General features: G+C 63.3%; 12 protein-coding genes. 10 read left to right on the forward strand and 2 right to left on the reverse strand.

From position 1 onward, the window contains the following. Positions 1-120 precede the first annotated feature (120 nt). Positions 121-1,116: a lipid A-modifier LpxR family protein gene (locus G455_RS0122630; RefSeq protein WP_028095667.1), complete on the forward strand. Its 996-nt coding sequence runs from the start codon at positions 121-123 to the stop codon at positions 1,114-1,116. A gap of 98 nt (positions 1,117-1,214) precedes the next feature. Continuing rightward, the gene (locus G455_RS0122635) at positions 1,215-2,282 is read left to right on the forward strand and encodes a Hint domain-containing protein (RefSeq protein WP_028095668.1); all 1,068 of its coding nucleotides are present in this window, start codon (positions 1,215-1,217) and stop codon (positions 2,280-2,282) included. A 175-nt stretch (positions 2,283-2,457) separates the two neighbouring features. Here the strand turns inward: G455_RS0122635 and G455_RS0122640 are convergent, their stop codons facing one another. Continuing rightward, positions 2,458-3,390, reverse strand: a complete 933-nt coding sequence (locus tag G455_RS0122640) for a hypothetical protein (RefSeq protein ID WP_028095669.1) — start codon at positions 3,388-3,390, stop codon at positions 2,458-2,460. Between the two features lie 334 nt (positions 3,391-3,724). Here G455_RS0122640 and rpsD point away from each other — a divergent pair, with 334 nt between their 5' ends. The 5 genes from rpsD (at position 3,725) to G455_RS0122665 (ending at position 8,511) form a co-directional block, all read left to right on the forward strand. After that, positions 3,725-4,345: a 30S ribosomal protein S4 gene (rpsD, locus tag G455_RS0122645; RefSeq protein ID WP_028095670.1), complete on the forward strand. Its 621-nt coding sequence runs from the start codon at positions 3,725-3,727 to the stop codon at positions 4,343-4,345. A 109-nt stretch (positions 4,346-4,454) separates the two neighbouring features. After that, a complete protein-coding gene (locus tag G455_RS0122650; RefSeq protein WP_028095671.1) occupies positions 4,455-5,567 on the forward strand; it encodes an endonuclease/exonuclease/phosphatase family protein in 1,113 nt (370 codons plus the stop codon). A 72-nt stretch (positions 5,568-5,639) separates the two neighbouring features. Continuing rightward, the gene (gene hisC, locus G455_RS0122655; RefSeq protein ID WP_028095672.1) at positions 5,640-6,725 is read left to right on the forward strand and encodes a histidinol-phosphate transaminase; all 1,086 of its coding nucleotides are present in this window, start codon (positions 5,640-5,642) and stop codon (positions 6,723-6,725) included. After that, on the forward strand, positions 6,722-7,648 hold the full coding sequence (locus G455_RS0122660; RefSeq protein ID WP_028095673.1) for a prephenate/arogenate dehydrogenase family protein: 927 nt from the start codon (positions 6,722-6,724) through the stop codon (positions 7,646-7,648). Before hisC ends, G455_RS0122660 begins: the two co-directional genes overlap by 4 nt. Positions 7,649-7,665: 17 nt before the next feature. Further along, a complete protein-coding gene (locus G455_RS0122665; RefSeq protein WP_229861780.1) occupies positions 7,666-8,511 on the forward strand; it encodes an extensin-like domain-containing protein in 846 nt (281 codons plus the stop codon). A 1-nt stretch (position 8,512) separates the two neighbouring features. Here the strand turns inward: G455_RS0122665 and G455_RS0122670 are convergent, their stop codons facing one another. Continuing rightward, the gene (locus G455_RS0122670; RefSeq protein ID WP_028095675.1) at positions 8,513-9,514 is read right to left on the reverse strand and encodes a DUF2125 domain-containing protein; all 1,002 of its coding nucleotides are present in this window, start codon (positions 9,512-9,514) and stop codon (positions 8,513-8,515) included. Positions 9,515-9,594: 80 nt separating this feature from the next. Here G455_RS0122670 and G455_RS0122675 point away from each other — a divergent pair, with 80 nt between their 5' ends. From G455_RS0122675 to G455_RS0122685, 3 genes are all read left to right on the forward strand, one after another. Continuing rightward, positions 9,595-10,125, forward strand: coding sequence for a gamma-glutamylcyclotransferase (locus G455_RS0122675; protein WP_028095676.1), 531 nt, complete (start codon positions 9,595-9,597; stop codon positions 10,123-10,125). Between the two features lie 66 nt (positions 10,126-10,191). After that, positions 10,192-11,376: a hypothetical protein gene (locus tag G455_RS0122680; protein WP_028095677.1), complete on the forward strand. Its 1,185-nt coding sequence runs from the start codon at positions 10,192-10,194 to the stop codon at positions 11,374-11,376. A 3-nt stretch (positions 11,377-11,379) separates the two neighbouring features. Then, positions 11,380-13,137 carry a peptidoglycan -binding protein gene (locus G455_RS0122685; RefSeq protein ID WP_028095678.1) on the forward strand — a complete coding sequence of 586 codons (1,758 nt, stop codon included), beginning with the start codon at positions 11,380-11,382 and terminating at the stop codon, positions 13,135-13,137. Positions 13,138-13,297 lie beyond the last annotated feature (160 nt).

The raw sequence follows: 13,297 nt of genomic DNA on the forward strand, positions 1-13,297 counted from the left end.
CTGAACTGATCCGTTCATTTCTGCACAGTATCATCTGCGTTGACGCATGCTGTGGCGCTGGCAAAGCATGGCAGAGTAACATATTTTGCAATCTGCGGGGGCTGAGACAAGGAAGATAAAATGTTGCGCAAATTCGCTGCCGCAATCACAGCCGTATCAATCGCGGGAACTGCCGTACAAGCCGGGGCCCTTCAGGATGACATTCCTGAACTGGCCACAGGGGCCGCGTCATCGGTAGTCGCCGCTCCCGAAGCGCCGGCAAAGCCGCGCCGACACAAGCTGGGATCGGGGGTTTTCTTCGGCAATGATTTTCTGGGCGACAACAAGGATCGCTGGCGTACCGGGTCGATCGGTGGCTCCTATGTGCGCGGATACGACTGGACAGGTGTCGCACCCGCCAGTTTCGGCGATCTGATCGAATACAGATTTCTTGCTCAGGCGATCGCTCCGGACGATCTGGCCTCTTTCGACCCGACTGACCGGCCCTATGCCGGTGCGATCTCTTTCGGCGTGCACAGCCATGTCAACCGCGGCGGATATGAAATTGCGCTGGGGGGCGATCTTGTCTTTATCGGGCCGCAAAGCGGCATTGATGGGTTGCACAAGGATCTGCACCATCTCTTCGGCTCGGAGCAGCCGAGCGAGGCAGTGCTGGACAACCAGATTTCCAATACGATCCGCCCAACTGCCGTGGCCGAGGTCGGGCGCAGTTATGATCTGGGCGGGATGACCACCCTGCGCCCTTTCGTCGAGGCGCGCGCCGGGGATGAAACGCTGATCCGGGTCGGCGCGGATCTGATGATCGGTCCGGCGGGGCGGGGCGAATTGCTGGTGCGCGACCCGATTACCGGTCATCGCTATCGGGTGATCCGGGCCGAGCAGCGTGGCTTCAGCTTCACGCTGGGGGGCGATATCGCCTATGTCGCTGACAGCGTCTATCTGCCCTCGTCGCGCGGGTATGACCTGAGCAATCACCGCGACCGGCTGCGTGCCGGGGTGCATTGGCAAGGTCGTCGCGCGGGAGTGTTCTTTGGTCTCGCCTATCTGGGTGAAGAGTTCGAGGCGCAGTCCGAGGGGCAGACCGTGGGGCTCATGCAGATTAAGTTGACGTTTTAAGATCACAGTCTAAGCCACGGAAATCAGAAAGCCTTCCTTTGGGTGGGGTGATTTGTTAACGTCCCGGCAACAATAAGATTGAGGCAGGCACTGGGCAGATGGGAACGGGCTTTCGCGGCACGTTCGTTATCTCTTGGTCGCAGACGGAGATCGACGGTCTCGAAGACGCGCCTATGGGCGCGTTGGATATCGGGGCGGCGTGGTCCTGGCGCGGGGATACCCTGCGCGTCGACGGTCCGAACGGGCTGCTGCGGCTGGAAGGGGCGGACGGAGAGGCTGAGATACGCAGGCGCGCGGCGCGCAGCGTGCGCCGTCTGGTTGGGGCGGCAGTGCAGAATATCGTCGATCTCGATGCGGTCGAGGTCGATGAGCCGCTGATGGATCGCTATTTCGTGGTGACCGACGGAGCCCGCAGCTACACGATCACCCTGGTCGATGCCGGTGGCGGACGGCGGCCCTTGCTGATGTTCCTGAATGATCTGCCGCCACGTTATACCGATCTTTGGGTGGTCCGGCATACGCTTTCGGCACCACTGGAGACGCCGCAGCTTCCGGCGGGGCGGGGTGGGGTGATCTGCTTTACCCCCGGCACCCGGCTGGAGACGCCTGACGGTTATCGTTTGATCGAGGAACTGCGCGAGGGCGATCTGGTGCAGACCCGCGACAGCGGGGCGCAGCCGGTGATCTGGACCGGCAGCCGGCGGCTGAGCGGGGCGCGGCTGCATGTGATGCCGCATCTGCGTCCGGTTCGTTTGCGGCCGGGCGCGCTTGGCATCGAACGCCCGGATCAGGAACTGCTGGTGTCGCCCGAACACCGCATGCTGGTGCGCGGTCGTACGGCCCAGGCACTGTTCAACACCGATGAGGTGTTGGTCGCCGCGCGTGATCTGATCAACGATGTCACCGTGATCCAGGATCATGCCCTGCGCGAGGTCACCTATGTGCACCTGTTGCTGCCGAAGCATGAGATTCTGATTGCCAACGGGGTGGAAACCGAAAGCTTCCATCCCGCCAACGCCGATCTGACCACGCTGGGGGCAGGGGATCGCGACCGGCTGCTGCAGCATCTGCCGGGCCTCGATCTCGATCCGTCGCTCTATGGCCCCGCCGCGCGGCGCAACCTCACCCGGTCCGAGGCCGCGATCCTGATGCATGAGGCGGCTTAGGTCCTGCGGTCTGCTATGCGGACAAAGCTGCCGTTCATCTTGACAGAGGCAATGGCCGCTCCAGGCCAACCTCGACATTCACGCCATTTGAGACATGCAGCCGCCGCCTACTAACTTTAGACCTTTGAAGGGGCGACAACGAAGCGTTATTAATGGCCCAGCGTTTTTTAAAGCACTACTTGAGACAAAGGCCGTGACGCTGTCTGGTGTTCACCGGAGAGCGCACATAGCCCGCCTCGGGCATTCCCAGTAGCGCGACTATCAACCGGCAGGTCAGCGCCTCCATCTGCAATGGAACATTGCGCCCAACCCCTGATCCAGAACTTCCGCCATAGGTGACGAACCCGAGCGGTTCGTCGAAGAAAAGCGCCTCGTGGATGGCATCATTCCGCACCGCTGATATTTCTGTGGCTATCTCGGACGAATTTGTGGCCCAATCCGGTACGGGCATTCCGAATTGTTGGCAGGTCCACTCGATCCGCTTAGCATGGCTCAACCTGTTCGGGGGCGAGCACATCTCGCTGGTCGCTTTAAAACAAGCATCAAGCGCCATATAGAGATAGGAGAATTTCTCAAACGGCATATGGTTCGGATTTTGTGCCAGGAACAGACAGTGGATGATGCCGATCATCCGTTTGATCTGCCTCGGCTTTGCGACATGATCCGTCCAATAGCGTTCCGCTAGATCAAGCGCATCGCTTGGCTGCGTCCCCCCCGTCAGAATGAAGTCAGTTAGTTTTCCCGTCATGATCGGCGTCGCATCGAGATAGCCCGCCTCAAATGTCGTCAGGCGCGTCCCCTCAAAGAAGCCAAGACACCAGATCAGAAAATCGAGATGGGCATGGTTGTCATCGGATGCATGCCGAATTTTATGGGTGAACGGCAAAGAGAAAACGCGCCTTGGATAGGGGGGGTCCAAAATTTCGCCATTAAACATGTTCCGGCTTCCAGAAGGCGGCGCATAATACCAGCCTTTGTGAACCCGTTCCGAGTTGCGGATTGATTCTGCTATCTCCGACGCGTCATCCAGCGTCTCGACATGTATTTCTCCCGTCGAAATAGACAGTGGTTTCGGTAGAAAACCAAATTTAGCAGAGCCCTCCGGCATCGTGTTCTCCCTCGATCTTACGCTGCGCTCGTTGAAACTCGAGAATCATACATGTCACCGACGCCTACCATGCGGTCACCTGACTTTGCTACTCATGCGTCCCCTCCCTGCGCATAGCCGCCGTTCGGTTGAGGCGCAGCATCCGACATTCTGGGCTCAATGCCGTCCTTCAGGAAAACCCTTGTTGACTCCCCGCCGAAGACCTCTATAAGCGCCACTTCATTGGTGTTGGTGGCCCCCGCAAGGGGATGCCTGTCATGGGGGAGACCCCAAGAGGACAACGCCCTTCATAGCGGTCCCCTCGGTCCGCGACCATAACGAAGGAGATCAGACGGTGACCAAACGCACCTCTGCCAAGTATAAAATTGACCGCCGCATGGGCGAGAACATCTGGGGTCGTCCGAAGTCCCCGGTGAACCGTCGTGAATATGGCCCCGGCCAGCACGGCCAGCGCCGCAAGGGCAAGCTGTCCGACTTCGGCATCCAGCTGCGCGCCAAGCAAAAGCTGAAGGGCTATTACGGCGATCTGACCGAAAAGCAATTCCGCCGCATCTATGGCGAAGCCGAGCGTGTGAAGGGCGATACCGGTGAAAACTTGGTGGGTCTGCTGGAGCGCCGCCTGGACGCCGTGGTCTATCGCGCCAAATTCGTGCCGACCGTCTTCGCCGCCCGTCAGTTCGTCAACCACGGCCACGTGCTGGTGAACGGCAAGCCGGTGAACATCCCCTCCTACCGCGTGAAAGAGGGTGACGTGATCGAGGTTCGCGAGAAATCCAAGCAGATGGCCGTGCTGCTCGAAGCCGTGCAACTGCCGGAACGCGATGTGCCCGATTACATCGAAGCCGACCACAACAAGATGACCGCCACCTTCGTGCGCACCCCGGGGCTCAGCGATGTACCCTATCCGGTGCAGATGGAACCGCACCTGGTCATCGAATTCTACGCACAAAACTAAGACGTTTTCGCAAGAAAACGCACAGTCAAGTCAGGAAAAGGTCGCTTGCCATCGGGCAGGCGGCCTTTTTTAATGCGAAGGCGGCACAATTTTAGAGGAAATATGTGCAATGCCTTTCTATCATGGATTGAGTGGATACGGGGATGACCCTGCCCGCGGCGATTATCCGGGCAAGGCGGAATGGATCGCGCGGCGGCTGTTGGCGCTACGCTATGATCTGGGCGAGGTGATCGTGAACGACAGGCGGCCGGGGTCGCTGATCATCGGGTCGTGGAACATTCGCGCTTTCGACGGCGGCCTGCCGCGTCTGGACGAAAGCTTTCACTATATCGCCGAGATCATCGCGGCCTTCGACATCTGCGCGGTGCAGGAGGTGAAGGCCGATCTTGCCCCGGTGCAGCGGCTGAAGCAGCTTCTCGGGCCGAACTGGGACTATTTCGTCACCGACGCCTCGGACCACGAGGGCGGCAATAACGAGCGGATGGCGTTTCTCTACAATCGGAACAAGATGTTTTTCCGCAACCTGGTTGGCGAGATCGTGGTACCGTCGGATGCGCTTTCCGGCGGCGGCCAGATCGCGCGGTCCCCCTTCTTCGCGGCATTTCAGGCCGGTTGGTTCCGTTTCGCCCTGTGTTCGTCGCATATCATCTATGGGGCGACCGACGCTGCCGGGCTGGCCCGCCGGGCCGAGGAAGTGCGGGTGATCACCGAAGCGCTCAAACGGCGGGCAAAGCGCGAGGATCAAGTTTATATCTTTCTTGGCGACATGAATATCGACAGCCGTGACGGGGTGGTGATGCAGGCGCTACAGGACAGCGGCCTGGATGTGCCGGAGTTTCCGGCCAGCAATCTGGGCGGCGACCGGTTCTATGATCAGATCGCCTTCACCACGCAAGGTCGGGCCGAACGCAAGACGCGGCTCATCCGCTTTGGAACGTTTGACTGGCGCCGTGCGGTCTATGGGCCGGCGCCGGCGCCCGACCCCGACGCGCCCGATGATCCGGCTCAGGTCCGGCGGGTGGATGATGCCGAACAGATTGCGCATTATGCGCCGGTGGTGGCGGCGTTGCGCGAAAGATACGGGCGCGCGCCCTATGCCGATTTCGCACGCAGCTACAAACGATGGACCACTGACGAGATGTCGGACCACCTGCCGATCTGGGTGGAGCTGGAAACGGATTATTCCGACGACTATCTGATGCGGTTCGTCGCCGGTGTCTGAACCGGCGGGCCGGCGCTTTCATCGCCGGGCAAACTGTTCTAGGAGAGGGGCAGTTTGCGAAAGTGACGGCCAATGACACTGCGGATCACACCCCAGCCGGGGATCATGGATATCGCCCTTTATGTGGGTGGGAAATCGGCCCTCGCGGGCCATGACGAGGTCTTGAAGCTCTCGTCCAACGAAAACCCGCTGGGGGCACCGCCCTCGGCCCAGTTGGCCCTGGCCGAAGCGGCGAAGTTTCTGCATCGCTATCCCCCGACGGATCACGCGGCATTGCGCCAGGCTATCGGCGATGTGCATGGGCTCGATCCAGCGCGGATCATCTGCGGTGTCGGGTCGGATGAGGTGCTGCAATTCGTCTGTCAGGCGTTTTCCGGACCGGGGGACGAGATCATCTATACCGAACACGGGTTCTCGATGTACCCGGTGTTGATCCACATGGCCGGCGCTACCCCGGTCTGCGTTCCCGAGACCGAGCGTCGGGTGGATGTGGACGCCATTCTGGCGGGGGTGACCGACAAGACCCGTATCGTGCTGCTGACCAATCCGGGCAATCCGACCGGGACGATCCTGCCCGAAGGGGAGCTCGAGCGGCTGGCCGAGGCGCTGCCCGAGACCGTCTTGCTGGTCATCGACGGTGCCTATACCGAATATGCCGAAGGCTATGACGGTGGCGCGCGGCTGGCTGGCGAGCGGCCGAATGTGATCATGACCCGCACCTTCTCGAAGATTTATGGCCTGGGTGGGCTGCGGATCGGCTGGGGCTATGGCCCGCAGGAGCTGATCGAGGTGCTGACCCGCATTCGCCAACCCTTCAACCTGTCGGGGGTGCAGCTCGCCGCGGCGGAGGCTGCGGTGCGTGATCGTGACTGGGTCGAGACCTGTGCCGCGCTCAATGCCCAGCAGCGGGTGCGGCTGGTGGGGGCACTTCATCAGCTTGGGATCGCCTGTGACGACAGCCAGACCAACTTCGTGCTGGCCCGTTTCGCCGACGGGGCCGAGGCGGAGGCGGTCGACCAGTGGTTGCAGGCCGATGGTATCATCGTGCGCCGGGTGTCAGGCTATGGTTTTCCCGAAGGGCTGCGCATTACCCTTGGCGACGAGGAACAGACCGGTCGCGTCATCGCTGCCCTGACCAAATGGAAGGAAGGCGTATGAGCACGCCGATTTACGACCGTGTGGCCCTGATCGGTCTGGGCCTGATCGCCTCTTCGATGTTCTGGGCGATCAAGCGCGCCGGGCTTGCCGGTGAGGTGACCGGTTATGCCCGGTCCGAGGAAACCCGTCATACCGCGCGGCGGATCGGTCTGTGTGACCGGGTCTGCGACAGCGCGATCGAGGCAGTTGAAGGGGCTGATCTGGTGGTGCTTTGCGTGCCGGTCGGCGCCATGGGCAAGGTTGCGGCCGAGATCGCGCCGGCGCTGAAGTCGGGCGCCACGGTGTCGGATGTCGGTTCGGTCAAGCGCCATGTGATCGAGGCGGTCTCTCCTCACCTTCCCGAGAATGTTCATTTCGTGCCGGCGCATCCCTTGGCGGGGACCGAGCATTCGGGGCCGGAAAGCGGTTTTGCCGAGCTGTTTGACAATCGCTGGTGTCTGCTGGTGCCGGTCGAGAATTCAGACCCCGCCGCCGTGGCCAGGCTGCGCCAGTTCTGGCAGGGGATCGGTGCCAATGTAGACGAGATGGAGGCGGATCATCACGATCTGGTGCTGGCCGTGACCAGCCATGCACCGCATCTGATCGCCTATACCATGGTGGGCGTGGCTGACGATCTGCGGCGGGTCACCGATTCGGAGGTGATCAAATACTCTGCCGCCGGCTTTCGCGATTTCACCCGGATCGCGGCCTCCGACCCGACCATGTGGCGTGATGTCTTCCTGAGCAACAAGGACGCGACGCTTGAGATCCTCGGGCGTTTCACCGAGGAGCTTTTTGCGTTGCAGCGGGCCATCCGCACCGGCGACGGGCAGCATCTGTTCGATTACTTCACCCGCACTCGCGCGATCCGGCGTGGGATCATCGACGCAGGACAGGACACCGCCGCGCCGGATTTCGGCCGGGGCGCCACACCCAAGACATGAGGCGGGCGGGGGGCGTCGTGGTTGCCTTGCTGGTGCTGGCCTTGCCAGCGGCGGCAGGCGCGCCGGTCCGCTCCCCCCATCCGCAGCTTCGGGCCTTGCCGGACCAATTGATCGACCTTCGCATTGGGGAGATGGCGGCAGCCACCGCCCCGGCACCAGCCCCGGCCGCTCCGATCCGCCAGTATTTGCGTCCGGCGGTGAGGCCGGTTTCGGCGCAGGTGCTGGCAGCAGCGGCCCGGCCTGCGGGCCCGCCGTTTCTGGGCCCCGCGCGTTCGGTGCAGCCAAAGAGCCGGCCCGGGGCCATGGTCCTGCAGGCGATGGCAAAGAGGCAGGCGTTGCGTCAGGGCGCCATTTGCGGCGATCTCGACATTCAGGGGGATCATATTGGCCGGGTGCCGGGGCGGATAGGCGCTTGCAACATCGACGATGCCGTGCGGGTCCGATCGGTGGCCGGGGTCGGGCTCAGCCAGCCGGCGGTGATAAGCTGCGAGACCGCCCGCGCTCTGCGGAGCTGGGTGGTGAAAGGGGTAAAGCCCGCCTTTCGTCAGCGTGGCCCGGTGGTCGAACTGAAGGTGGCGGCGCATTATGTCTGCCGCACCCGCAACAATCAGCCGGGGGCGAAGGTTTCCGAACACGGCAGGGGCCGGGCGATCGACATTTCCGGCTTCACCATGAAGGATGGCGAGGTTGTGACGGTGCTGAAGGGCTGGGGGCAGGGCACCACGCTCAGGCTGCTCAATCAGACGCTGAAAGCGGCCTGCGGGCCATTCGGCACTGTCCTGGGGCCGCGGTCGGACGGCTATCACCGCGATCATTTTCACCTGGACGTGGCGGATTATCGCGGCGGACCCTATTGCCGCTGATCTAACGCAGCCGGAGGCTGGGGGCGGGGCCCAGAGGCAGCGGGCCCAACAGCATCAACCCGCCGGCAAAGCGCAGCTCGGTATCCAGTGTATCGCTATCGTCGCCGGTGCCGGCAAGGAGCGCCAGAAGGCGACCGAGCTGTTCGGCCCGCTGTGGTGCCAGAACGCCGGAGGCGACGCTCAGATCCAGCATCTGACGCCAGTTTTCCGCGCGAATCGCAAGGGTGCCGCTGGGTTGGCCTTGCGGGTCGATGTCGATTGCCCCGCGGGCCGAAACGGCCATGGCTCCCCAGCGGACATCGGCCTGATCCAGCAGCAGCGCACGCGGCTGCGGTCGCCGCGCGGTCAGGGCGCGGCGGTCCCAGGGGCGATCGAAGCGGACCCGGGCCTGCAGACCGAAGGTGTCAAACCCCGCCGGCAGCGTATCGGTGACAGTGGTAGTCAGTGGCAATGCGCCGCCTGGGGCGAGGGTCGGAGCGGAGAGCATCAGCCGATATTCCTCCGCCGGGCCCTGCTGGATCATCGACACAAGTAGCCTGCCTGCACCCGTCGTCACGCCGTCGGCAGCGGTGAGCTGCCAGTCGCCGGCGGTCAGCTCCAGCCGATCGAGACGCAGCGCCGGTCCCGGGCGCAGGGCCAGTCGGGCTTGCATCGCCTGGGCCTTCAGGGTTGCCTCTTGGCCGAACAGGGACAGCCGCTGTTCGGTCGCGGGGAAGATCAACCGTTGATTGCCGGGCCAGAGTGCCGGGCTTTGCAGGCCCAGCCAGTCGGCGCGCCATGCCCAGCCCGAGCGCGGATCGGCGATCATCGGTGCGCTCAGTCGGAGCCCGTGGCGAAACGGATAGCCCGAGCTGTCCAGCGCCGAATATTCCACCTGCCAGCCACGTGCCCGTTGTGCCGAGAGCCAGGCCGCCATCCCCCGGACCAGCCCCAGATCGGTCAGAGCCCAGACGCCGGACCAGATTAGCGCCAGCAGCAACGCGATTTTGATCAGTCGCCGCATATGTGGTCCCCTTTTGCGCGATCCGGTTTTGGTGTTTACAGGGCGGCATCTAATCACGCAAAGGCGCAGGGACCAGTCGCATGACCATGTGGGTATTCGGATATGGCTCGCTACTGTGGAATCCGGGGTTCGAGGTGGCGCAAAGCGCTGTCGCCCGGTTGCCCGGCTATCATCGGTCGTTCTGCATGCGGTCGCTCCATCATCGTGGTACGGCGGATGATCCCGGGCTGGTGTTGGCGCTTGATCAGGCCGAGGGGGCGATCTGTTCGGGCCTTGCCCTGGCGGTGGCAGCGGGGCAGGAGGCGGAAACGCTGGCCTATCTGCGCGAGCGCGAGCTGATTTCCTCGGCCTATCTGGAAAAGGAATTGCCCGTCATGCTGGACGGCGGCGCCGAGGTGAGTGCGCTGGCCTATGTGGTCGATCCCGATCACGTCCAGTATTGCGGCGGCCTGGCGTTGGAGGATCAGGCCCGGATCATCGCTCATGCGGTGGGGGGCAGGGGCCCCAACGCCGAATATCTGTTCAACACCGCCAGCCATCTGTCGCAGATCGGGCTGAGCGATCCGGATCTGGACTGGCTGGCCGCAAGGGTGCGGGCTTTGCTGGCATAAACCCTTGGCCTGGTCGGGGCTTAACTGTAGGCTCCCGACCAGAGCAGAGATCACAGGACGCCCCATATGGCGCAGAGACAGCGCGACCCCCGGCCGCATTTCTCACAACCGGTTCGCCAGATCATCATGATGCTGATCGCGGTGGGGCTGGCAAGCTTTGGCGCCTTCGTCGCCTTGCCGCGGGTGATGTCGGTGTTCTTCTCGAACATCTATCTGAACGGCTCGATCATGGTGGTGTTCCTGATCGGGGTTCTGGCCTGTTTCTGGCAGGTCGGGCAACTGATCGGCTCGGTTCGCTGGATCGAACGCTTCGTCGCCGGTGAGGCCGGAGAAATGCAGCCGCCGCAACTGCTGGCGCCGCTGGCCTCGCTGCTGCGGTCGCGGGGGGCGCGGATGCAGATCAGTTCGACCTCGTCCCGGTCGATCCTGGATTCGGTGGCCGAACGCATAGACGAAGAACGCGAGATCACCCGATATATCGCCAACCTTCTGATCTTCCTGGGTCTTCTGGGCACGTTCTATGGGCTTGCGACCACGGTGCCGGCGGTGGTCGACACCATTCGCAGCCTTGCCCCGCAAGAGGGGGACGAGGGGCTGACGATCTTCAGCCGGCTGATGACCGGGCTGGAAAGCCAGTTGGGCGGCATGGGCACGGCGTTCTCCTCTTCGCTCCTGGGGTTGGCGGGGTCGCTGCTGGTCGGGCTGCTGGAGCTGTTCGCCAGCCACGGGCAGAACCGCTTCTATCGCGAGCTCGAGGAATGGCTGTCCTCGATCACCCGGCTGGGTTTCTCCTCGGGTGAGGAGGGCGAGAGCGGGACGAACCTGCTGGAAGGCGTGGTCGAGCATATGGCCGAGCAGATGGAGGCGCTGAACCAGATGTTCGCCCAGACCGATCAGAGCCGGGCGATGGTGGATCGCAAGCTGTCCGATCTGGCTGACAGTCTGGATCGCATGACCGATCGGATGGAGCGGAATGACACCGTCACCGCAGCGCTTGAGCGGGTGGCTGTGGGGCAGGACACGCTGATCGAGCTGATCCGCGATCAGGGCGCCGGCGACGGCATGGATGCGGAAAGCCGGATGCGGCTGCGGTCGATCGACGTGCAGATGCTGCGCATTCTCGAGGAAATCTCGGCCGGCCGGCAGGAAAGCATGAGCGAGCTGCGCAAGGATATCGACATTTTGATCAAGGCGCTGGCCCCGCGTCCCGGTCGGGGCGGGCGGGGGCGGTCCGACCCGGCGGAGGGCTAGGGCATGGCCCTCTCCCGGCGTGGCAGTCAGCATTCCAACAGCCCGATCTGGCCCGGCTTCGTCGATGCCATGACCGGGCTGCTGATGGTGCTGATGTTCGTGCTGACCATCTTCATGGTGGTGCAATTCGTGCTGCGCGAAACCATCACCGGGCAGGAAAGCAAGCTTGACAAACTGTCGGCCGAAGTCGCCACGCTGGCGCAATCTTTGGGATTGCAGGAAAAGGCCAACGCGCAACTCAAGGCGCGGATGGGGGCGCTGACCTCGACATTGAACGACACCCAGTCCAATCTGGATCAGGCGCAGGCGGCGCTGGCCGCACTGACTGCCGATCGCGATCAGAAGGCGGCGGCGCTGGAGGCCGCACAGGGCCGCATCGCCAATTTCGAGGAACAGGTGGCGGGGCTGCTGGCCGACAAGACCAGGGTCGAGGGGCAGGTCACGGCGCTGGAGGGCGAGAAGGCCAGGCTGATCTCGGAGCAGGAAGCGTTGAACCTGGCGCTGGCAAAGCACCGCGAGGAGATCGACGCTCAGGCCGAGGCCGCCCGGCTGGATGCCGCCAAGCGCGAGGCGCTTGAGGCGCTGGTCGCCGATCTGCGCAAGAAGGACGCCGACAGCACCACCCGGATCGGCAGCCTGCAAAGCCAACTCAGCGAGGCGGAGACCGCCCGGGTGGCCGAGGCCGCCGCGGTCGAGGCGCTGCGTGACAAGCTGAAGAATTCGGACGCCGAACTGACCGCAATGACGTTGGAGCTGGAGCGCCAGCGCAAGGCGGCGGAAGACACGTTGACGCTGCTGGCAGCGGCGGATGCGGCGAAGAAGGAGCTTGATCAGAAATTGGCAGCGGCGCTGGCCGATCTCGACGCCAGCAAGGGGGCGAGCACGGATCAGGACGAACTGCGCCGCCAGTTGACAGCGGCCCTGGCCGCCAAGGTGGCGGCGGAAGCCCAGGCCTCGGAACAGCTCAGCGAGGCGGAGCAGCGCCAGATCCTGCTTGCCAAGGCCAGGGACCAACTGGCCAAGGAACAGGAGGTCTCGGCCGAGGCGCAGCGGCAGACAGCGCTGTTGAACCAGCAGGTGGCGGCGCTGCGCGGCCAGCTTGGCAGCCTGCAGGCGCTGCTGGACGATTACAAGGAGCGCGATGCCTCGCAACAGGTGCGGCTGGACAGCCTTGGCAAGGATCTGAACGCCGCGCTCGCCCGCGCCGCCAGCGAGGAACGCAAGCGCCGGGTGCTGGAAGAGGCCGAACGCAAGCGGCTTGAGGTCGAGGCGGCCAAGCTGAAGGAACAAGCCAAGGATCTGGAACGCTATCGGTCGGAATTCTTCGGTCGGCTGCGCGACGTGCTGGGCGCCCAGGAAGGGGTGCGTATCCAGGGCGACCGCTTCGTCTTCTCCTCAGAGGTTCTGTTTCCCACAGGTGAGGCCGAATTGTCGGATGCCGGCAAGGCCGAACTGTCGAAGATCGCCCGCATCCTGCGCGGCATCGCTGCCGAGATCCCGTCCGAGATCGACTGGGTGATCCGGGTCGATGGCCATACCGACAACGTGCCGCTGCGCCCCGGTGCGGTCTTCAAGGACAATTGGGAGCTGAGCCAGGCGCGCGCCCTGTCGGTGGTCCGCTATCTGGTCGATCAGGAAGACATTCCGCCGGGTCGGCTCTCAGCCAACGGTTTCGGGCAATATCAGCCGATCAACACCGCCAACACACCCGAAGCCCGCGCCCAGAACCGGCGGATCGAGCTGAAGCTGACCGAGAGATAGGAGAGGACGGCAGGGGGCCTGACCGGATAGCCGCACACCGTATCGCTTGACATGATCCGCTCATGAAGGTCCGGTCCGAGCCTATTCCGTTGAAAAAGTCTGTTCTTCGGCGGCTGTGATGTTGTCTGTCGAAAGGGCGTGCCGTGCGCCAGTCATGCCA

Origin of the sequence: Pseudodonghicola xiamenensis DSM 18339 (assembly GCF_000429365.1) — a bacterium.
In the GTDB taxonomy this organism is placed as follows: domain Bacteria; phylum Pseudomonadota; class Alphaproteobacteria; order Rhodobacterales; family Rhodobacteraceae; genus Pseudodonghicola; species Pseudodonghicola xiamenensis.